Annotated in this window: 19 protein-coding genes and 1 tRNA gene; 10 read left to right on the forward strand and 10 right to left on the reverse strand. The window is 70.2% G+C overall.

Annotated elements, in window-relative coordinates; all coding sequences use genetic code 11:
* Positions 1 to 4 precede the first annotated feature (4 nt).
* The 3 genes from CGQ25_RS04310 (at position 5) to CGQ25_RS04320 (ending at position 3,125) form a co-directional block, all read left to right on the forward strand.
* Positions 5 to 1,435 carry an NAD(P)/FAD-dependent oxidoreductase gene (locus tag CGQ25_RS04310; protein ID WP_208711976.1) on the forward strand — a complete coding sequence of 477 codons (1,431 nt, stop codon included), beginning with the start codon at positions 5 to 7 and terminating at the stop codon, positions 1,433 to 1,435.
* Positions 1,436 to 1,542: 107 nt separating this feature from the next.
* A tRNA-Leu gene (locus tag CGQ25_RS04315) sits at positions 1,543 to 1,616 on the forward strand.
* A gap of 147 nt (positions 1,617 to 1,763) precedes the next feature.
* Positions 1,764 to 3,125: an ABC transporter substrate-binding protein gene (locus CGQ25_RS04320; protein WP_208711977.1), complete on the forward strand. Its 1,362-nt coding sequence runs from the start codon at positions 1,764 to 1,766 to the stop codon at positions 3,123 to 3,125.
* An 87-nt stretch (positions 3,126 to 3,212) separates the two neighbouring features.
* On the opposite strand, the gene CGQ25_RS04325 is transcribed toward CGQ25_RS04320, so the two are convergent.
* The 5 genes from CGQ25_RS04325 to CGQ25_RS04345 form a co-directional block, all read right to left on the reverse strand.
* Positions 3,213 to 3,998, reverse strand: a complete 786-nt coding sequence (locus CGQ25_RS04325; RefSeq protein WP_208711978.1) for an ABC transporter ATP-binding protein — start codon at positions 3,996 to 3,998, stop codon at positions 3,213 to 3,215.
* Complete coding sequence (locus CGQ25_RS04330; protein WP_255405563.1) at positions 3,995 to 5,068, reverse strand: ABC transporter ATP-binding protein; 1,074 nt, start codon at positions 5,066 to 5,068, stop codon at positions 3,995 to 3,997. The genes CGQ25_RS04325 and CGQ25_RS04330 overlap by 4 nt, the downstream gene beginning before the upstream one ends.
* A complete protein-coding gene (locus CGQ25_RS04335; protein WP_208711979.1) occupies positions 5,065 to 6,033 on the reverse strand; it encodes a branched-chain amino acid ABC transporter permease in 969 nt (322 codons plus the stop codon). Before CGQ25_RS04335 ends, CGQ25_RS04330 begins: the two co-directional genes overlap by 4 nt.
* A 13-nt stretch (positions 6,034 to 6,046) precedes the next feature.
* Positions 6,047 to 7,342, reverse strand: coding sequence for a branched-chain amino acid ABC transporter permease (locus tag CGQ25_RS04340; RefSeq protein ID WP_369802317.1), 1,296 nt, complete (start codon positions 7,340 to 7,342; stop codon positions 6,047 to 6,049).
* A 374-nt stretch (positions 7,343 to 7,716) separates the two neighbouring features.
* Positions 7,717 to 8,649, reverse strand: coding sequence for a Bax inhibitor-1/YccA family protein (locus tag CGQ25_RS04345; RefSeq protein WP_208711980.1), 933 nt, complete (start codon positions 8,647 to 8,649; stop codon positions 7,717 to 7,719).
* Between the two features lie 251 nt (positions 8,650 to 8,900).
* On the opposite strand from CGQ25_RS04345, the gene CGQ25_RS04350 reads away from it, so the two are divergent.
* Positions 8,901 to 9,197, forward strand: coding sequence for a co-chaperone GroES (locus CGQ25_RS04350; protein WP_208712876.1), 297 nt, complete (start codon positions 8,901 to 8,903; stop codon positions 9,195 to 9,197).
* 42 nt (positions 9,198 to 9,239) lie between these two features.
* Here CGQ25_RS04350 and galK read toward each other — a convergent pair whose 3' ends face one another.
* From galK to CGQ25_RS04365, 3 genes are read right to left on the reverse strand one after another with little or no spacing between them, the layout of a single operon-like run.
* On the reverse strand, positions 9,240 to 10,406 hold the full coding sequence (gene galK / locus CGQ25_RS04355) for a galactokinase (protein ID WP_369802291.1): 1,167 nt from the start codon (positions 10,404 to 10,406) through the stop codon (positions 9,240 to 9,242).
* Complete coding sequence (gene galT, locus CGQ25_RS04360; RefSeq protein ID WP_208711981.1) at positions 10,403 to 11,557, reverse strand: galactose-1-phosphate uridylyltransferase; 1,155 nt, start codon at positions 11,555 to 11,557, stop codon at positions 10,403 to 10,405. The genes galK and galT overlap by 4 nt, the downstream gene beginning before the upstream one ends.
* A 44-nt stretch (positions 11,558 to 11,601) precedes the next feature.
* Positions 11,602 to 12,378, reverse strand: a complete 777-nt coding sequence (locus tag CGQ25_RS04365) for a DeoR/GlpR family DNA-binding transcription regulator (RefSeq protein ID WP_208711982.1) — start codon at positions 12,376 to 12,378, stop codon at positions 11,602 to 11,604.
* An 87-nt stretch (positions 12,379 to 12,465) separates the two neighbouring features.
* Here CGQ25_RS04365 and CGQ25_RS04370 point away from each other — a divergent pair, with 87 nt between their 5' ends.
* The 4 genes from CGQ25_RS04370 to CGQ25_RS04385 all read left to right on the forward strand — a co-directional run bounded on the left by CGQ25_RS04370 (position 12,466) and on the right by CGQ25_RS04385 (position 16,519).
* Positions 12,466 to 13,380, forward strand: coding sequence for an aldose 1-epimerase family protein (locus tag CGQ25_RS04370; RefSeq protein ID WP_208711983.1), 915 nt, complete (start codon positions 12,466 to 12,468; stop codon positions 13,378 to 13,380).
* Positions 13,381 to 13,449: 69 nt separating this feature from the next.
* A complete protein-coding gene (locus CGQ25_RS04375; RefSeq protein ID WP_208711984.1) occupies positions 13,450 to 14,604 on the forward strand; it encodes an AI-2E family transporter in 1,155 nt (384 codons plus the stop codon).
* Between the two features lie 26 nt (positions 14,605 to 14,630).
* On the forward strand, positions 14,631 to 15,884 hold the full coding sequence (gene ilvA / locus CGQ25_RS04380; RefSeq protein WP_208711985.1) for a threonine ammonia-lyase: 1,254 nt from the start codon (positions 14,631 to 14,633) through the stop codon (positions 15,882 to 15,884).
* 11 nt (positions 15,885 to 15,895) lie between these two features.
* On the forward strand, positions 15,896 to 16,519 hold the full coding sequence (locus tag CGQ25_RS04385; RefSeq protein WP_208711986.1) for a rhomboid family intramembrane serine protease: 624 nt from the start codon (positions 15,896 to 15,898) through the stop codon (positions 16,517 to 16,519).
* Positions 16,520 to 16,629: 110 nt separating this feature from the next.
* Here the strand turns inward: CGQ25_RS04385 and greA are convergent, their stop codons facing one another.
* Both greA and CGQ25_RS04395 read right to left on the reverse strand, forming a co-directional pair.
* Positions 16,630 to 17,127 carry a transcription elongation factor GreA gene (gene greA, locus CGQ25_RS04390; protein WP_208711987.1) on the reverse strand — a complete coding sequence of 166 codons (498 nt, stop codon included), beginning with the start codon at positions 17,125 to 17,127 and terminating at the stop codon, positions 16,630 to 16,632.
* A gap of 181 nt (positions 17,128 to 17,308) precedes the next feature.
* Positions 17,309 to 17,725 carry a DUF4307 domain-containing protein gene (locus CGQ25_RS04395; RefSeq protein ID WP_255405565.1) on the reverse strand — a complete coding sequence of 139 codons (417 nt, stop codon included), beginning with the start codon at positions 17,723 to 17,725 and terminating at the stop codon, positions 17,309 to 17,311.
* Positions 17,726 to 17,743: 18 nt separating this feature from the next.
* On the opposite strand from CGQ25_RS04395, the gene mca reads away from it, so the two are divergent.
* Positions 17,744 to 18,649: a mycothiol conjugate amidase Mca gene (gene mca / locus CGQ25_RS04400; protein ID WP_255405566.1), complete on the forward strand. Its 906-nt coding sequence runs from the start codon at positions 17,744 to 17,746 to the stop codon at positions 18,647 to 18,649.
* A 4-nt stretch (positions 18,650 to 18,653) separates the two neighbouring features.
* Complete coding sequence (locus CGQ25_RS04405; protein ID WP_208711988.1) at positions 18,654 to 18,923, forward strand: hypothetical protein; 270 nt, start codon at positions 18,654 to 18,656, stop codon at positions 18,921 to 18,923.
* Positions 18,924 to 18,955: the final 32 nt, after the last annotated feature.

Genomic DNA, 18,955 nt, shown 5'->3' on the forward strand with positions numbered 1-18,955 from the left:
TCCCATGCCTTCCTCCTCCCTGCAGCTTGTCGAGCGCCCCCGCGTCCTCGTCGTCGGCGGCGGCTACGTCGGCCTCTACGTCGCCCTCAACCTCCAGAAGAAGATCGCCGAGGCCGGTGGCATCGTCACCGTCGTCGATCCGCTTCCCTACATGACCTACCAGCCGTTCCTGCCCGAGGTGGCCGGCGGCAACATCGAGGCGCGCCACGCCGTCGTCTCCCTCCGCGAGCACCTGAAGAAGACCGAGGTCATCCAGGGCTCCGTGACGGCCATCGACCACGAGAACCGCAAGGCCGTCGTCGCCCTTCCGGGCGATCAGGGCACCGTCGAGGTCCCGTACGTCGACGTCGTCCTCGCCGCGGGCGCGATCACCCGCACGTTCCCGATCCCCGGCCTCGCCGACAAGGGCATCGGCAACAAGACCATCGAGGAGGCCGTGGCGCTGCGCAACCAGGTCCTGGAGCGCATCGAGTTCGCCTCGACCGCGACCGACCCGGCGGAGCGCAAGCGCGCCCTGACCTTCGTGGTCGTCGGCGGCGGTTTCGCCGGCATCGAGACGATCGCCGAGCTCGAGGACCTCGCCCGTGAGGCCGTCCGGAACAATGGCCGCCTGCACCAGGACGAGGTCCGGTTCGTGCTCGTCGAGGCCATGGGCCGCATCATGCCCGAGGTCACGGCCGAGCAGGCCGACTGGGTCGTGGAGCACCTCAAGAGCCGTGGCGTCGAGGTCCTCCTCAACACGTCCCTCGCCAGCGCCGAGGGGCCGCTCAAGCTCATCACCATGCCGGACAAGGCCCCCGCAGACGAGTTCGAGGCGGACACCCTGATCTGGACCGCCGGCGTCCAGGCCAACCCCATGGTCCGCTCGACCGACTTCCCGCTCGAGCCGCGCGGCCGCGTGCGCGTCCTGCCCGACCTGCGCATCGCAGGTGACGAGGGCATCATCGAGAACGCCTGGGCCGCTGGCGACATCGCCGCGGTGCCCGACCTCACCGGCAAGGGCCTCCCGGACGGAACGTGTGTTCCGAACGCCCAGCACGCCCTGCGCCAGGCCAAGGTCCTCGCGAAGAACCTGTGGGCCAGCCGCTGGGACAAGCCGCTGACCGACTACAAGCACAAGAACCTCGGCGCCGTTGCCGGCTTCGGTGCCTGGAAGGGCGTCGCGAACATCAACCTGTTCGGCCGGATCGGCCTCAAGGGCCCGCTCGCCTGGCTCGCCCACCGCGGCTACCACGGTATGGCGATCCCCACGGCCGAGCGCAAGTTCCGGGTCATCCTCGACTGGTTCTCGTCGCTGTTCGCCGGGCGCGACACCACCCCGATCCAGGGGCTCGACAACCCGCGCGCCGCGTTCGAGGCGGCCGCCCGTCCCGCCCCGAAGCCCGCTGCCCCCGCCGCGCCCGCCGCGGAGAAGGTTCCCGCCGGAACCAAGTAGTCGGGCGTCCGGCCGCTACGGCAGTCATGACGGCGGCGGCGCGCCTCCTGCGGGAGGCGCGGCGCCGCCGTCGTGCGTCGGCCCGGATTCGCTAGGCTGGTGTGCACGCCCCAGTAGCCCAATCGGCAGAGGCAGCGGACTTAAAATCCGCTCAGTCAGGGTTCGAGTCCCTGCTGGGGCACGTCTTGCATGTGGTCTCCATCCGTTACCAGCATGTGACCTGAAACACTGTATTCAGGGTTAAGCGTTGAATTAGCCTGTCTTCTAATCAGGAACACCTGGTTGTTCGCATCAGGGTGCCCGGCACCTTCGATGGAGGAGATTACGCATGATTCAGCGCCTTCAGGCTACGCCCCGGGCGGCGAAACTCGCCGCGCTCGGTGTCGGCGTCGCCCTTCTCGCCACCGCATGCGGTGGAGGCTCGAGTACGTCCTCTGGCAGCAGCTCCGCCAGCGCGGCGCCGCAGGGCGTTGCGTGTCCCGCGCCCCAGAGCGGAAGCGGCGGCGCGACGGCGGCCGCCACCGGCGCGTCCGGATCGGTTCCCCCTGCCACGAGCACGACAGACACTCCGCTCAAGCTCGGCTCGCTGCTTCCGACGACCGGGTCCCTCGCGTTCCTCGGGCCGCCGGAGATCGCCGGCGTCAACCTCGCCGTCAAGCAGGTCAACGACGCAGGCGGTGTGCTCGGGAAGCCGATCGAGGTCATCCACCGGGACTCCGGTGACACGAAGACCGACATTGCGACCCAGTCCGTCACGAACCTTCTCGGCCAGAACGTGAGCGCCATCATCGGCGCGGCGTCCTCCGGCGTGTCGAAGACGGTCATCAACCAGATCACGGGCGCGGGCGTCGTGCAGTTCTCTCCCGCCAACACCTCGCCCGACTTCACGACCTGGGACGACAAGGGGCTCTACTGGCGCACGGCTCCCTCGGATGTCCTCCAGGGCCGCGTGCTCGGCAACTACATCGCCAGCTGTGGGGCCCAGACGCTCGGGATGATCGTCCTCAATGACGCCTACGGCACGGGCCTGCAGAAGAACATCAAGGACGCGTTCCAGTCTGCCGGCGGCAAGGTCGTGGCCGAAGAGCTGTTCAACGAGGGCGACTCGCAGTTCAGCACCCAGGTCGACAAGGTCCTCGCGGCCAAGCCGGATGCCATTGCGCTCATCACCTTCGACCAGGCCAAGCAGATTGTCCCGCTGCTGACGGGCAAGGGCGTCAAGCCGACGTCGATGTTCATGGTGGACGGCAACACCTCCGACTACAGCAAGGACTTCCAGGCCGGCACCCTCAAGGGTGCGCAGGGCACGATCCCGGGCACGTTCGCGAAGGACGACTTCAAGAAGCAGCTCCTCGCGATCGACCCGTCCCTGAAGGACTACTCCTACGCCGGCGAGTCCTGGGATGCGGTGAACCTCATTGCCCTCGCGGCCGAGGAGGCCAAGAGCACCAAGGGCGTCGACATCGCCAAGCACCTCAAGGACGTCTCCGAGGGCGGCGAGAAGTGCGGCGACTTCGCGTCCTGCGTCACCCTCCTGCGCCAGGGCAAGGACATCGACTACGACGGCAAGTCGGGGCCGGTGACCTTCTCCGACGCGGGCGATCCGACCGAGGCCTACATCGGCATCTACCAGTTCGACGACAAGAACGTCCCCCAGCCGATCAAGGAGGAGTACGGCAAGCTCAGCTGAGCCCGCCTCCTCCGACGCACATGACGGGAGGGCCCCGGTTCCTTCAGGAACCGGGGCCCTCCCGTGTGGTGTGCGGCAGCGGACGCCCTACCTGTCCTCGCCCTCCACGGTGTCGGCAAGGGTGCCCAGATAGAGCTGGATGACCTTCGGGTCGTTCAGGAGCTCGCGTCCGGTGCCCGTGTAGGCGTCGCGGCCCTGGTCCAGCACGTAGCCCCGATCGCAGATCTGGAGGCAGCGGCGGGCGTTCTGCTCCACCATGATGACCGAGACGCCCGCACGGTTGATCTCGTGGACGCGGAGGAACGTCTCGTCCTGCTTGACGGGGGACAGGCCCGCCGAGGGCTCGTCGAGGAGCAGGACGGCCGGCTCCATCATGAGGGCACGCCCCATGGCGACCATCTGGCGCTCGCCGCCGGAGAGGGAGCCCGCCCGCTGTGCCCGCCGCCGGCCGAGCTCGGGGAACAGCTCCACCACGAAGTCCCAGCGCTCCTTGAAGACCTTGGGCCGCTGGAAGAGGCCCATCTGCATGTTCTCCTCGATCGTGAGGGACGTGAAGACGTTGTTGGTCTGCGGGACGAATCCGATGCCGCGGCTCACGAGCCGGTTCGCCTTGAGCCCAGTAAGGTCCTGTCCCCGCACGACGACGGAGCCCGAGTGGACCTTCACGAGGCCGAACATGGCCTTCAGCAGCGTCGACTTCCCGGCGCCGTTGGGTCCGATGATGCCGATGAGCTCTCCCTTGCGGGCCTCGATGCTGCAGCCATTGAGGATGTTGACGCCCGGGATGTACCCGGCCACGAGGTTCGTGACTGCCACGACGCGCTCGTCCGTCACGGTGCCGGCCCCCTGGCTGCTGGTGCTGCTCTCGCTCACTTCCCCTCCTCCTTCCCGGTGTCGGCGCCGCGCTCGGGCTTCGGAGCGTCCACCCTGAGCGTCTCGGCCTCCCCGAGGACGCTCTCGGGTGCGATGATGCCGGCGTCCTGGGTCCCCACGATCGACTCCTCGTCCTGCGCGAGCTCCTGCTCGAGGGCCTCGACGCCGCCGCTCGTGCCCAGGTCCACGTCATGGTGCGCGCCGAGATACGCGTCGATGACGGCCTGGTCCTTCATGACCTCGGCGGGTGGGCCCTCGGCCACGATCTTGCCCTCGGCCATGACCACCACCCAGTCCGCGATGTGGCGGACCATGTGCATGTCGTGCTCGACGAAGAGCACCGTCATGCCCTCGGCTTTGAGGTTCTTGATGTGGTCGAGGAGGCTCTGGGTCAGTGCCGGGTTGACGCCGGCCATGGGCTCGTCGAGCATGACGAGCTTCGGGTTGACCATGAGGGAGCGGGCCATCTCGAGGAGCTTGCGCTGGCCCCCCGAGAGCGATGCCGCGTAGTCGTCCCGCTTCGTGTCCAGCTTGAACTTGGTCAGGAGCGACTCGGCCTGGGAGGTGATCTCCTTCTCGCGCCTGCCCCAGATGCCTTGGAAGAGCGCGTTCCGGAGCCGCTCCCCGGGCTGCGCGGAGGCGCCGAGGCGCATGTTCTCCATCACGGTGAGCTTGCCCATGACCTTCGTCAGCTGGAACGTGCGGACCATGCCCATCCGCGCGACCTTGTAGGAGGAGACGCCCGCGAGGTCCCTGCCCTCGAACTGCCACTTGCCCGAATTGGGCGTGTCGAAGCCGGTGAGCAGGTTGAACAGCGTCGTCTTGCCCGCACCGTTGGGGCCGATGAGCGCGGTGATCTTGTGCCGGGGGATTTCGAGGTGCTCGACGTCGACCGCGTTGATGCCGCCGAAGCTCCGGCTGACATTGTCTGCGATGACGATCGGGTCCCTCTTCCGGCAGCCGGGCCCGGGCTCGCCCTCGGCGATGGGCCTGGAGTCGGTCATGTACTCGTTGCCGGACAGGCCCGGCTCGCGGGCCGGGCCCTGGGGTGAGGATGCAGCATGGCTCATGTGAATGCCAGTTCCTTCTTGTTGCCGAACACGCCCTGCGGCCGGAAGATCATGAGCAGCATCAGCGCCACCCCGACAAGGATGTAGCGGAGCTGCCCAGCCTGCGTGGTCGTGAGCCAGGTGATGGCCCCGGACTCGATGAGGCCGTAGAGGACGCCCTGCGTGAGGGAGAGGACCACCCAGAAGATCATCGCGCCCACCACCGGGCCGAGCACCGTGGACATGCCCCCGAGGAGGAGGCACGTCCACAGGAAGAACGTCAGCTCCGTCCCGTAGTTCGAGGGCTGGACGACGTCACGGGGGAGGGTGAAGACCATGCCTGCGAGTGCTCCGAGGATGCCCCCGATGATCAGAGCCTGCATCTTGTAGGCGTAGACGTTCTTCCCGAGCGAGCGGACGGCCATCTCGTCCTCGCGGATGCCCTTGAGGACGCGGCCCCACGGACTGCGCATGAGCAGCCAGACGAGCACGCCCGCGATGATCACGATGCCCCAGCCGAAGAACCGGTAGAAGAAGTCCGGGCTGCTGTAGCCGAAGTAGTTCCCTTCGGGGAACGGGTTCAGCCGGAGGAAGTCCTGCCGGAAGGCTGCCAGGCCGTTCGCCGAGCCAGTCACCGAGGTGAGGCTGTTGGTGGTCACGACGTAGCGGACGATCTCGGCCGCGGCGATCGTGACGATGGCGAGGTAGTCGGCCCGGAGCCGCAGCGTCGGGACGCCGAGGAGGAGTGCGAAGACCACCGACGCGACGACGGCGATGAGGAGGCCGACCCAGAAGGGGGTGCCCAGATGGATGGCCGACATGGCGAACCCGTAGGCTCCGACCGCCATGAAGCCGGCCTGGCCGAAGTTGAGCAGACCGGAGTAGCCGAAGTGCACGGCGAGGCCGAGCGCCGCGAGCGCGTAGGCCGCCGTCGTGGGGCTGACGAGCTCGCCGAGCGCGTTGGTGAGAATGAATCCGAAGTCCATGAGGGTCTCTCCCTTAGCCCACTCGCTCGCGGCGGCCCAGGATGCCCTGTGGCCGGAACAGGAGGACGGCGATCATGATCGCCAGGGCTCCCACGTACTTGAGGTCGCTCGAGACACCGAAGACGGTCGTCAGCTCGACGAAGACGCCGACCACGACCGATCCGACGAGGGCGCCGAAGACTGTCCCGAGGCCGCCGAGGGTCACCCCGGCGAAGATCATCAGCAGGATCTGCTGGCCCATGTCGAAGGTGACCCCGGGCCGGTAGTAGGCCCAGAGGATGCCGCCGAGGCCGGCGAGGAGGCCGCCCGTGACCCACACGATCCGGATCACCCGGTCCACGTCGATGCCGGAGGCGGCGGCGAGCGCGGGGTTGTCGGCGACCGCGCGGGTCGCCTTGCCCAGCCGGGTCCTCAGCAGCACGAGGCCCACGGCTGCGATCACCACGGCGGAGATGAGCAGGGACCACAGGTTGTTCGGCGAGATCGAGACGGGGCCGAGCTGGATGTCCGGGCTCTGCGCGTAGGGGAGCTGCTGGGTGGCACCGCCGAAGAAGAAGAGGATGACGTACCGGACCGCGAGGGCGAGGCCGATGCTCACGATCATCATCGGAACGAGGCCGGTGCCCCTGCGCCTCAGGGGCCTCCAGAGTGCGGCGTCCTGCACCCAGCCGAACGCCGCGCTCGCCACGAGGGCGAGGAGCACCGCGAGCCAGAACGGCAGTCCCGCCGCCGCCAGCCCGAACACCGTCACGGCGCCGAGCGTGACCATCTCGCCGTGGGCGAAGTTGGTGAGGCCCGTGGTTCCGAAGATGAGCGACAGGCCGACCGCCGAGAGTGCGAGCAGCAGGCCGAAGCTCAAGCCCGCGACCAGCCGGTTGATGATCTCCTGGCCCAGGTTGGCCTGGGCGACCTGGATGCCTTTGCCGAAGGCGAAGATCGCGCTGACGTTGGAGGTCTGATTGAACGTGACGTTGCGCGGGTTCTCCTGCCCGTCCGCGAGCTTGACCCCCTCGGGGAGCGTCGAGGTGTTGACCTCGACCTGATACGTGCCCTGACTCGGCACGCCGACCGACCAGGCGCCGTTGGCTCCCGAGCGGGTGCTGCCCTCGAAGCCGTTGCCCTTCACCTTGATCTCGACATTCTGCAGCGGCTGGCCCTCATTCCTCAGGAAGCCGCTGATCGTATTCTGGTACACCGTCTGCGAGGGGTTGGGCGACGGGCTCGGCGAGCTGGTCGCCTCGGCCGCGGGCGCCAAGGCCAGCAGCACGGCGAGGACGGCGCCGATCAGGGCACCTGCGACCGCCAGCACCCTGGGCGGGTGGGCGGCCTGGGCTGCGCTTTTCACGTAGGGGGCCTCCGTAGGTCCGGGCGCCGGCCAGCCTGTGGGCAAGGCCGGGCAGTGGGTCCGGCGGGCGTGCATCATCACGACGAGCTGTGACGTTGATCACCCGTTGGAACGCCATCGTACCTGTGCGCCATGGCCCCGAAGCCGGGTCGGCAGCCCGCCGAACGTCGCGATCCGGTAACAACTGTGAAGAGACGCGTCAGCGGCCCGAGTCTCCAGCTTCACGATGGCTGCACCGTCGTTGCCGGACATGACGAAAGCCCCCGGACGACGCAGGCCCCCGAACCGTGTGGTCCGAGGGCCTTCTGGAGCGGCGGCGGCAGATCCGCCGTCGCGCGTCAGTCGTTGCTGTTGAAGATCGCGAGCAGGCGGAGGATCTCCGTGTAGAGCCAGACGAGCGTCACCGTGAGGCCGAACGCCGCGGTCCAGGCGAAGCGCCGCGGAGCCCCTGCGCGCACACCCTGCTCGATGCTGTTGAAGTCCAGGATCAGGGAGATCGCGGCGAGGACGACGGCGATGAGTCCGACGATCACGCCGAGGGGGATGCCCATGATCGTCATGCCCCGGAGGCCCCACGGGCTCGAGACGACCCCGAACATCACGAGCCCGAGGTTGATGAGGCTGAAAGCCAGGTAGCCGACGATCGCGATGAGGAAGAACCTCATGAGGCCCGGAGTCGCGCGCACCTTGCCGCTCTTGTAGAGGGCGAGGGTGACGCCCGCGACCGCGACGGTGCCCAGGACGGCCTGGAAGCCCACGCCGGGGGCAATGCCGTCGATCACGCGGGTGATCCCCCCCAGGAACAGCCCCTCGAGGGCCGCGTAGGCGAGGATCAGGCCAGCGACGGGTTCGCGCTTGAACGAGTTGACGAGGGCGAGGACGAAGCCGCCGATGGCGCCCAGGACCATGAGGCCCATCGCCGCGCCGGCGGGGACGAACAGCGTGACGGCTGCGCCGACGACGACGAAGCCGAGGCACGCGAGCGTCTTCATGATGACGTCGTCGTAGGTCATGCGGCCCGTCTCGACCGGACCGGCCGACGGCGCCTTGTACATCTGGTCGAGCTGCTCCGGGCTCATCTGGCCGTACGGAGCCTGCTGGCCGTATGGAGCCTGCTGGCCGTAGGGCTGACCGTACGGGTTCTGCTGCCCATACGGAGCCTGCTGGCCGTAGGGCTGCTGCCCGTGGGGTGCGTGCGGGACAGGCGGTGCGGTCGTGACGGCGCTTCTGAAGTTCTTCCCCCGGAAGACCGGGTTCCCCCCGAATGCCATGTGTCGGCTCCTTGTCGACGGCCCGCTGCGGTGGCGGGCGATGGTGGTCGGCTGGTGTGGTGCCAGTCGATTGTCCCGGTCCGCGGCTTCAGTAGTCCGCGTGAGGACGCTGTCCGTTCCACGAACGGCGCCGGGAAAGAGTTCCCCGGACGTCGCTCGCCTAGAATGATGCGGTGCCACACCGAGACCCCGACGCCGCCGCCGCGACCGCCCCCAAACCTCCTGCAGCCCCGAGCCGGCTCCCGCTGCGCATGCTCCACGACAGGGTCCTGGTCGCGCTCGACAAGGACGCGAGCGAGCGTCGCTCGGCTTCCGGCATCGTCATCCCGGCGACCGCCATGCTGGGGAAGCGCCTCGCATGGGCCGAGGTCGTGGCCGCGGGACCGACGGTGCGCCAGGTCGCCGTCGGCGACCGTGTTCTCTTCGACCCCGAGGACCGGGCCGAAGTCGAGGTCTCGGCCCACGACTACATCCTCCTGCGCGAGCGCGACCTCCACGCCGTCGCCGAGCGCGACGAGCCCGCGAGCGACGTGGGCCTCTACCTCTGAGGCTTCCGCTGCTGGTTCCGAGGCTCCTGCCTACCTCCAGCGCTACAGGAGCCGGCGCGCCCCGTCTGCGGGCGAGACGCTGAAGACCTCGGGCTCGCGGTAGCCAGCCCGGGCGAAGGCCGCGGCGACGTCGTCACGGACGGCGCGTTCCGCCGTCGTCGGCACGAGGGCGATCGCCGAGCCGCCGAACCCGCCCCCGGTCATGCGGGCGCCCACGGCGCCGCTCGCCCGGGCGGTCTCGACGGCGAGATCGAGCTCGGGGCACGAGATCTCGAAGTCGTCCCGCATCGATGCGTGGCTCTCGTCGAGGAGGGGGCCGATCGCGGCCGGTCCCTCCGAGCGAAGCACCTCGACGGTGCGGAGCACGCGCTCGTCCTCGGTGACGACGTGGCGCACGCGCCGGAACGTCACCTCGTCGAGCAGGCCCCGCGCCTCCGCCAGGTCAGCCGAGGCGACGTCGCGGAGCGCGTCCACCCCGAGCACCTCCGCCCCGAGCTCGCACGCCGCCCGCCTGTTCGCATAGCCGCCGTCGGCGTGCGAGTGCGCGACCTTCGTGTCGACGACGAGCACGGTCAGCCCTGTGGCGGGGGCGTCGAATGGGATGAGTTCGGCGTGCTGGTTCCGGCAGTCGAGGAACACCGCGTGGCCAGCGGTGCCGCGCAGGGACGCCGACTGGTCCATGATGCCCGTGGGTGCACCCACGAAGTCGTTCTCGGCCCGCCGCGTGAGCAGCACGAGCTCTTCCGTGGAGAGCTGGGCGCCGCTGAGCTCGGAGAGTGCGATGGCGACGGCGCACTCGATCGCGTGTGACGACGACAGCCCTGACCCCAGCGGCACGTTCGAGTCGAGCACGAGGTCGAAGCCGGGGACCTCGACACCGCGCTGCCGCAGCGCCCACACGACGCCGGCCGGGTAGACCGTCCAGCCGCGCGCAGCCTCGCGGGTGATCCCGTCGGGGCCGAGGTCGACGACGCCCTCCCGCCCGTAGGTCGAGGCCAGCCGGATGCGCCGGTCGGGACGGGCGCGGACGGCGACGCGGGCGGAGCGGTCGATGGCGAAGGGAAGCACGAACCCCTCGTTGTAGTCCGTGTGTTCGCCGATGAGGTTCACGCGTCCGGGGGCCTGCCACACGCCGTCGGGCATGTCGCCATAGGCTCCCGCGAAGGCCTCGAGGACGGGGCCGGCCTGGTCGGGGATCGGGGAGCTCACGCGCGCGCCTTTCGTCCTGTGCTGGGTTCGGCCGCCGGGGCAGTGATCCCGGCGAGCGCCGAGCGGAGGCGCCCGGCGACCTGCTCGGGCGTGGTGTCGGTGATGAAGGCGCCCATCGCGGCCTCCGAGCCCGCGAGGAACTTGAGCTTGTCCGCCGCCCTGCGCGGGGACGTGAGCTGGAGGTGGAACCTGCCCGCGGGCCGCAGGGCGGTGTCGAGCGGCGCCTGGTGCCAGGCGGCGATGTAGGGGGTGGGGGTGTCGTACAGCGCGTCCACTGCCTGCAGGAGCCGCAGGTAGACCTCGGCGAGCTCGTCCTTCTCCTCGCCCGTGAGGTCCGCGAAGTCCGCGGCGTGCCGGTGGGGGACGAGGTGGACCTCGAGCGGCCAGCGTGCGGCGAAGGGCACGTAGGCGCTGAAGTGCGTGCCCTCGAGGACCATGCGCTCGCCCGCCGTGCGCTCGCGGTCCAGAAGCGCCCCGAGGAGCGTCGCACGGCCGCCGGCCTCGTCGTAGAAGCGCCGCGCGCGGGCACCGAGCTGCGCGGCCCTGGGCGTCACGTAGGGGTAGGCGTAGATCTGGCCGTGGGGGTGGTGCAGCGTGACGCCGATGTCCGCGCCGCGGTTCTCGAAGGGGAAGACCTGGCGGATGCCGGGGAGCGCGTTGAGAGCGGTGGTGCGGTGGGCCCATGCCTCGACGACGGTCCGCGCACGCCCGTACGGCAGCCCGCCGAAGGACCCGGTGTGGGAGGAGGTGAAGGAGACCACCTCGCACCGTCCGGCGGCGGGGGCGCTCTGACCCCACGGCAGGGAGTCCGGGAGCTCCGCGAGCGCGGGTCCCAGGGACGGGAAGCGGTTCTCGAACACGACGACGTCGTAGTCCTCCGCGGGGATTTCCGAGAGGTTTCCCGGGGTGCTCGGGCACAGCGGGCACGCCTCCGCCGGCGGGAGGTGGGTCCGGGACTGGCGGTGGGCCGCCACGGCGATCCAGTCGCCCGAGAGCTCGTCGTACCGCACCTCGCCGGGCTCCACGCGCCCGGGAAGGCCCCGTGCATCGGCCGGCGGCGTGCGGGGCGGCCTGCCGGGGTCGTCGAAGTAGATCAGCTCGCGTCCGTCGGAGAGCCGCGTGCTGGTGGCCGCGGGGGAGTGCGCGCTCATGGTTCCTCCGAGGGTCGGGACACCGGGGGTCGGGGACACCGGGGTCAGGCGATGGGGGCGACGACGAGGTCCGGCACGCTCTGCCTGAGCTCGTCGAGGGCGGCCTCGGAGAGGCCGTCGTCCGTGATGAGGGTATCGATCGCATCGAGCGGGAGGATCTTTGCGAGGCTCACGAGGCCGTACTTGCTGTGGTCGGCCAGCACGACAAGCCTGGCGGCCGCCTCCGCGGCTGCGCGGTTGACCTCCGCCTCGAGCATGTTGGGCGTCGTCAGGCCGGCCCGGGGATGGAGCCCGTGCACCCCCATGAAGCACGTCTCCACGTGCAGCTCCGCCAGCGTCGCGGTGGCCAGCGGTCCGACGAGCGCTTCCGACGCCGTCCGCTCGCCGCCCGTGAGGATCGTGCGCACGCCTCCCTGGGAGGGAGTGCCCAGCGCCTCCGCAACCTTGATCGAGTTGGTCGCGACGGTCAGGTCCGGCACCGAGCCGAGAAGGTGGGCGAAGGCGAAGGTCGTGGTGCCCGCCGTGACGAAGATGGTCGCGCCCGGCCGCACGAGCTCGAGGGCGCGCTGGGAGATCGCGCTCTTCGCGTCGGGCCTCTGCTCGCTCTTGACGGCGAAGCCCGGGTCGGCGAAGCCGACGTCCGCCGGGCGTGCGGCGCCCCCGTGGACCCGCCGTGCGAGCCCCTGCGCCTCGAGGTGTTCGATGTCCCGCCTGATCGTCATCTCGGACACTCCCAGGGTGGCGGCGAGTTCGGCGACCCGCACCGCTTCCCGCCGTTCGAGCTCCGCGACGATCCGCGCGTGCCGCTCTGCTGCGAGCATTCGCCCGCCCCCCTTCACACGAACAAAATGTTTCTAACAAAAGATAACATCTGGAGTGGCCGGAGGGAAGACCGCTAGCGTGACTCCATGACCTCTCCCAGCATCCCTGCCACCGGGCGCCAGTACGAGCTCCGCTCGGGTGGGGCCGTCGCCCTGGTGACCGAGCTCGCCGCGACGCTGCGCTCCTACTCGCGCGACGGCGTCGTGCTCACCGAGACGTTCGGCGACGACCAGATCCCGCCCGGCGCGACCGGCATCACCCTCGCGCCCTGGGCCAACCGGATCGAGGACGGCAGGTGGACGCTCGAGGGCCGGCCGCAGCAGCTGGACCTCACCGAACCGTCTCGCGGCCACGCGAGCCACGGCCTCCTCCGCAACACCGGGTACGCGCTCATCGGTCGCTCGGAGTCCTCCGCGGTCCTCGAGGCGAGCGTCTTCCCGCAGCACGGCTACCCGTTCCTCGTGCGCCACCGGGTCGAGTACACGCTCGACGGCGCCGGCGCCCTGAGCGTGACGCAGAGCCTCACGAACCACTCGCCCGGGCGCGCGCCATGGGTGCTCGGCGCCCACCCCTACCTGCGCATCGGCGACGTGCCCACCGAGGACCTGGTCCTCACGGTCCCGGCAGCCACCAGACTGGTCGCGGACGAGCGCCTCATCCCGCGCTCGCACGAGCCGGCCGCAGGGGAGGACGACCTGCGCCGGGGCCGCCGCGTGTCGGAGCTCGCGCTCGATGCGGCCTTCACGGACCTCGAGTTCCAGGACGGGCGTGCGCGCAGCACGCTCACGGCGCCCGACGGCCGCTCGGTCTGGCTGTGGCAGGAGGCGGCGTGCCGGTACGTCCACGTCTTCGTGAGCGTGACCTTCCCCGGGCGGACGAAGGCCGTGGCCCTCGAGCCCATGACCGGGCCCGCCAACGCCTTCAACTCGGGGGAGGGGCTCGGGTGGCTCGACCCGGGAGAGACGGCGTCCATGCGATGGGGCATCGGCTCGAGCCTCTGAGCGCCCGGGCGTCTGAGCGCTCGGGCCTCCGAGTGCTCGGGCCGCTGAGCGCTCTGGCAGGATGGGCCCATGGAGCCGACCAGCCCGCGCCGCCTGCCCCCACGCCCCGTCACCGACGCCGACCTCCCCTTCGGGCTGCGCATCGCCGCGGCGTGGTCGTGGCGGCTCGCGATCATCCTCGTCGTCGCGTCCGCCGTCGCCTGGGGGCTCGCCCAGCTGAGCTTCCTCGTCATCCCAGTCCTCGTCGCGGCCCTCCTCGCAGGGCTCCTGGCCCCGGCCGTGGGCTGGCTCATGAGGGCCGGGATGCCGCGCGGGCTGGCCGTGGCCATCACCGAGATCGGATTCGTGGCCGTCGTCGCCGGCCTCCTGACGCTCGTGGGCCGGCAGATCTCGGCAGGCTTCGCCCAGCTGTGGGACGAGGCGCTCGCGGGCCTGTCCGAGATCCAGCGCTGGCTCGCCGAGGGCCCTCTGCAGATCACCGCAGCCCAGATGGACACGTACATCGCGGACGCCCGCAACATCGTGCAGAACAACCAGGGCAGCCTCGTGAGCGGCGTGCTCTCCGTCGGCTCCTCGGCGGGGCACATCCTCACGGGAGCCCTCATCGCCCTCTTCGTCCTCGCGTTCTTCCTGCTCGAGGGCGAGCGGATCTGGCGGTTCCTCGTGGGCCTGCTGCCGCGCGCCGCGCGCCCCGCCACCGACGGCGCCGGACGCGTCGGCTGGACCTCGCTCGTGCACTACGTCCGCATCCAGGTCGTCGTCGCGGCGGTGGACGCCATCGGCATCGGCGTGGGCGCCGCGATCCTGGGGGTCCCCTTGGCGCTCCCGCTCGGGATCCTCGTGTTCGTGTTCTCGTTCATCCCCGTGGTCGGCGCGCTGGTGAGCGGCGTCGTCGCCGTCCTCCTCGCGCTCGTGGCGAACGGCCTGGTCAACGCGGTGATCATGCTCGTCATCGTCCTGGCCGTGCAGCAGCTCGAGAGCCACATCCTCCAGCCGCTCATCATGGGCCGGGCGGTCTCGCTCCATCCGGTCGCCGTGATCCTCTCCGTGGCGGCCGGTTCGTTCCTGGCCGGCATCCCGGGCGCCCTCTTCGCGGTGCCCACGCTCGCGGTCGCAAATTCAGCTGTGCGCTACATCGCCTCGCGGGCGTGGGAAACTGGAGACGTGCCTGTTGCAGAGCCCGACGCCGGTGCGGCGCCGGAGCCGCCCCGGGCCGCCGACTGACTGCCACTGCTGAGGAGCACACGCGCATGGAAACTCTCTCGACTCTCGCTGTGACGCTGGACGACGTCCTGAGCGCGCAGGAGCTGCTCGAGGGGATTATTGCGAAGACTCCCATCGAAACCTCCCGGGCGCTGGGAGCGCAGGTCGGCACCGAGGTCTACTTCAAGTGCGAGAACCTCCAGCGGGCCGGCTCCTTCAAGGTCCGCGGGGCCTACGTGCGCATGGCGCGCCTGAGCGACGAGGAGCGGGCGCGCGGCGTCGTCGCGGCCTCGGCCGGCAACCACGCACAGGGCGTCGCCGTCGCCGCGAAGCGCCTCGGGATCCGCGCCCGGATCTACATGCCGCTCGGGGTCGCCCTCCCCAAGCTGCAGGCCACGCGCTCGCACGGCGCCGAGGTCGTCCTGCACGGGCACAACGTGGACGAGGCGCTCGCCGAGGCCAAGCGCTACGCGGACGAGACCGGCGCGGTCTTCGTCCACCCCTTCGACAACCCGGACGTGGTCGCCGGGCAGGGCACGCTGGGCCTCGAGATCCTCGAGCAGGTGCCCGACGTCGACACGATCATCATGGGCGTCGGCGGCGGGGGCCTCCTCGCTGGGGTCGCCGTCGCAGTGAAGGCCAAGGCCAAGGAGCTCGGGCGGGACATCAAGGTGATCGGAGTCCAGGCTGAGAACGCGGCCGCCTACCCGCCGTCCCTCGCCGCCGACGCGCTCGTCCCCCTCCAGAGCACCTCGACCATGGCGGACGGCATCGCGGTGGGCCTCCCGGGCCAGCTTCCGTTCAGCATCATCCGCGAACTCGTCGACGACTTCGTGACCGTGAGCGAGGAGTCGCTCGCCCGGGCCCTCGTCTTCCTCCTGGAACGGGCCAAGCTCGTGGTCGAGCCTGCCGGCGCCGTTGGCGTCGCGGCCCTCATGGACGGCAAGCTCGCCGAGCTGGGGATCAACGCGAAGAAGACTGCCGTGATCCTCTCCGGCGGCAACATCGACCCGATGCTCATGCTCAAGGTCATCCAGCGAGGCCTCGCCGCCGCGGGGCGCTTCTTCACCGTCCGGATGATGCTCGACGACCGGCCCGGATCGCTCGCGACGATCTCCCGCATCATCGCGGAGAACGACGCCAACGTCACCGGCGTGGACCACACGCGCGTGGGCGGCTCGATCAGCATGGGCGACGTCGCGATCACCATCGACATGGAGACCCGCGGCCACGAGCACTGCGAGCAGGTGCTCCGCGCCCTGCGGGCAGAGGGCTTCCAGCCGATCGTCATCCACGTCTGAGCGGGAAGCGCATGGTCCGGAGGGCGTCAGCGGGACAGGCGGAGCTCGCCAGCCGGGCCCGGGCCGGCATTGCCACCATGGCCGGGATCATCGCGGTCCTCTATGCGATCCAAGTGGCCAACATGCTCACGTTCGGCTGGCTCTCGCTGACGTTCGGCATCCGGCCACGGGACGTGACGAGCCTTCCGGACATCCTCACCTCGCCGCTCGTCCACGACGCGTCGAGCTGGAACCACCTCGCGGCCAACACGCTGCCCCTCGTGGTCTTCGGCTTCCTCGCGTTCCTCGCAGGCCTGCGGCAGTTCCTCACAGCCGTCGCTCTCTCGTGGCTCGCCTCCGGCGTGGGGGTGTGGCTGTTCGGCGGCAGCCTCTTCGGCCACTCGGTCACGGTCGGGGCCTCGGGGGTGATCTTCGGGCTGTTCGGCTTCCTGCTCGTGCGCGGATTCTTCAATCGCTCGTGGTGGCAGATCCTGCTCGCCATCGGGCTCCTTCTCGCCTACGGCAGCGTCCTGCTCGGGGTGCTTCCGACGGTCGGGCGCGGGATCTCCTGGCAGGCCCACCTGTTCGGCCTCGCGGGCGGGGTCGTCGCGGCCCTGGTCATGCGCCCGCATCGGCCCCGCCGGGCCATCTCCTAGCTGATCGGGCCCTCCCACCAGGACGTGCGGACCAGCAACGGCGACGGCGCCGCTCCCCGAGCGGGGGCGGCGCCGTCGTGTGTGCAGTGCTTGCTGGGCTGTGGCGAGGCTCAGCCGTTGTACGGCGTGGCCGAGATGATCTCGACCGCGATCTCCTTGCCGTTCGGCGCGGTGTAGGAGAGCTTGTCGCCCTGCTTGTGGCCGACGATCGCGGCGCCGAGCGGAGACTTCTCGCTGAAGACATCGACGTCGCTGCCGCCGTCGGCGATCTCGCGCGAGCCCAGGAGGAACCGCTCCTCCTCGCCCGCGATCTTCGCGACCACGAGCATGCCGGGCTCGACCACGCCGTCGTCGGCCGGCTTCTCCCCGACGTGCGCGTTGCGCAGCAGCTCGGTCAGCTGGCGGATGCGGGCCTCGATCTTGCCCTGCTCCTCCTTGGCCGCGTGGTAGCCGCCGTTCTCCTTGAGGTCGCCCTCCTGGCGGGCGGCCTCGATCCTCTCGACGATCTCGTGTCGGCCAGCCCCCGAAAGGTGGTCCAGCTCGGCCTTGAGTCGGTCGTACGCCTCCTGCGTGAGCCAGGCGCCGCCCTGATGGGTCGTGGTGGACATCTTGTCTCCTCGTCACGTCTTTCCATGCAAATACCCCGCCTGCGGCTGTGCGCAAACCCCCTGAGGCAGGATGCCTCGGGAGCGCTGCTGGCCACCGGCGGGGCAATGGGTATTAGTACATTCTAATGATCGGGGGAGCCCAAGCCAAAGACGGCGCCTGGCGTGTCCCGCGTCACACCGACTACCTGGACGTGAGCCAGCACGAGTCGACCATCGCTGAGACGGCCGCGCTCTCGGTGCGCAGCGCCGCGGTGGTGGAGGACGTCGTCGTGCCCGTTGCGCTGCGGTCCGGGCCGATCGCCACCTCGCGGTACCCCACCACGGCGTACGTCTCGGACAGGGCCTTGACGGCGCAGACGGCGCTCGCCGAGGCGTCCTTCGTCACGGCGAAGTCGAGCTCCGCATGCCAGGCGTCCGGCGTCCGGAAGCCGATGTCCTTGGAGGTGACGGCGTTGCGGGTCGTGCTCAGGACGGTGAGCCATCCAGCCACGGCGATCCCGACGACGAGGGCGACGACGACGAGGATCCGCGCAGTGCGCTTCGGCAGCCCGCGCCGCGGCGTGCCGTAGCGGGAGGCGAGGGTGGGGGTCTGGCTCACCCGACTATTCTAGGAGGCGTGTCCCAGAACCCCCGATCGTTCCGGCTCCTGACCGTCCACGCCCACCCCGACGACGAGTCCAGCAAGGGTGCTCCCATGATGGCGAAGTACCTGGCGGAGGGCCACGAGGTCATGGTGGTCTCCTGCACGGACGGCGCCCGTGGGGACATCCAGAACCCCCACCTGCTCGACGCGCCGCACCCGAGGCGGGACATGGCCGGCGCGCGCAGGATCGAGATGGCTGCCGCACAGGAGATCCTCGGCGTCCAGCACCGGTGGCTGGGCTTCATGGACTCGGGCCTCCCGGAGGGGGACCCCCTCCCGCCCCTTCCCTGGGGGTCCTTCGCGACGCTCCCGCTCGAGCAGGCCTCGGCACCGCTCGTGAAGCTCATCCGCGAGTACCGTCCCCACGTCGTCGTCGCCTACGACGAGAACGGCGGCTACCCCCACCCGGACCACATCATGGCCCACCGTGTGGCCGTCGAGGCCTTCCACTCCGCGGGCGACCCTGACGCCTACCCCGGCACGGGCGAGCCGTGGGCGCCGGCGAAGCTCTACTACGACGTCCCCTTCAATCCGGACCGCGTGCGCCGCATCCACGACGCCCTGGTCTCCGCCGGGCTCGAGTCGCCGTACGCGGACTGGGTGGCGCGCGCGGCGGAGAACGACGCCGAGGGGCACCGCCCGTGGACCTCGCGCCACCCTGTGACGACCCAGGTGGAGTGCGCGGAGTACTTCGGGGTCCGGGACCGGGCGCTCCTCGCCCACGGCACCCAGATCGACCCCGACGGCTGGTTCTTCGCGGTCTCGCTCGAGCTGCGCCAGCGCGAATGGCCCTGGGAGGACTACTCGCTCATCGAGTCATCGGTCGGCTTCCCCCAGGAGGGAGAGACAGAGGGGGACCTGTTCGCCCGGCTAGGATAGTCCGGTGCAGAACCTCCTCATCGCCCTGTCCCAGACCCCGCCGTCCCCCGAGGGGACGCTGCGTCCGGGACTGAGCGAGGACCAGATCACGCCGGGAACGTGGGGGTTCCTGCTGACGGCCTTCGTGGTCGTCCTGACCATCCTGCTCATCGTGGACATGGTCCGCCGCCTGCGCCGCGTCCGCTACCGCGCCCAGGTCGAGGAGGCCCGCGAGGCCGAGAGCGCGCCCGAGAAGGCCGAGCGCGCGCCCGAGAAGGGCGAGCCCGAGGCCTGAGCCCCGCGCCCCTCCATGGGGCAGACTGGGGC

This window comes from Sinomonas sp. R1AF57, assembly GCF_002224485.1.
GTDB classification, from domain to species: domain Bacteria; phylum Actinomycetota; class Actinomycetes; order Actinomycetales; family Micrococcaceae; genus Sinomonas; species Sinomonas flava.

Excerpts from the sequence above, each read along its gene's own strand:
- ilvA (WP_208711985.1), top strand. The coding sequence starts at position 14,631 with ATGGAAACTCTCTCGACTCTCGCTGTGACGCTGGACGACGTCCTGAGC.
- greA (WP_208711987.1), bottom strand. The coding sequence starts at position 17,127 with ATGTCCACCACGACCCATCAGGGCGGCGCCTGGCTCACGCAGGAGGCG.
- CGQ25_RS04310 (WP_208711976.1), top strand. The coding sequence starts at position 5 with ATGCCTTCCTCCTCCCTGCAGCTTGTCGAGCGCCCCCGCGTCCTCGTC.
- CGQ25_RS04350 (WP_208712876.1), top strand. The coding sequence starts at position 8,901 with ATGCTCCACGACAGGGTCCTGGTCGCGCTCGACAAGGACGCGAGCGAG.
- galT (WP_208711981.1), bottom strand. The coding sequence starts at position 11,557 with ATGAGCGCGCACTCCCCCGCGGCCACCAGCACGCGGCTCTCCGACGGA.
- CGQ25_RS04345 (WP_208711980.1), bottom strand. The coding sequence starts at position 8,649 with ATGGCATTCGGGGGGAACCCGGTCTTCCGGGGGAAGAACTTCAGAAGC.
- CGQ25_RS04365 (WP_208711982.1), bottom strand. The coding sequence starts at position 12,378 with ATGCTCGCAGCAGAGCGGCACGCGCGGATCGTCGCGGAGCTCGAACGG.
- CGQ25_RS04370 (WP_208711983.1), top strand. The coding sequence starts at position 12,466 with ATGACCTCTCCCAGCATCCCTGCCACCGGGCGCCAGTACGAGCTCCGC.
- CGQ25_RS04330 (WP_255405563.1), bottom strand. The coding sequence starts at position 5,068 with ATGAGCCATGCTGCATCCTCACCCCAGGGCCCGGCCCGCGAGCCGGGC.
- CGQ25_RS04385 (WP_208711986.1), top strand. The coding sequence starts at position 15,896 with ATGGTCCGGAGGGCGTCAGCGGGACAGGCGGAGCTCGCCAGCCGGGCC.
- CGQ25_RS04335 (WP_208711979.1), bottom strand. The coding sequence starts at position 6,033 with ATGGACTTCGGATTCATTCTCACCAACGCGCTCGGCGAGCTCGTCAGC.
- CGQ25_RS04320 (WP_208711977.1), top strand. The coding sequence starts at position 1,764 with ATGATTCAGCGCCTTCAGGCTACGCCCCGGGCGGCGAAACTCGCCGCG.
- CGQ25_RS04375 (WP_208711984.1), top strand. The coding sequence starts at position 13,450 with ATGGAGCCGACCAGCCCGCGCCGCCTGCCCCCACGCCCCGTCACCGAC.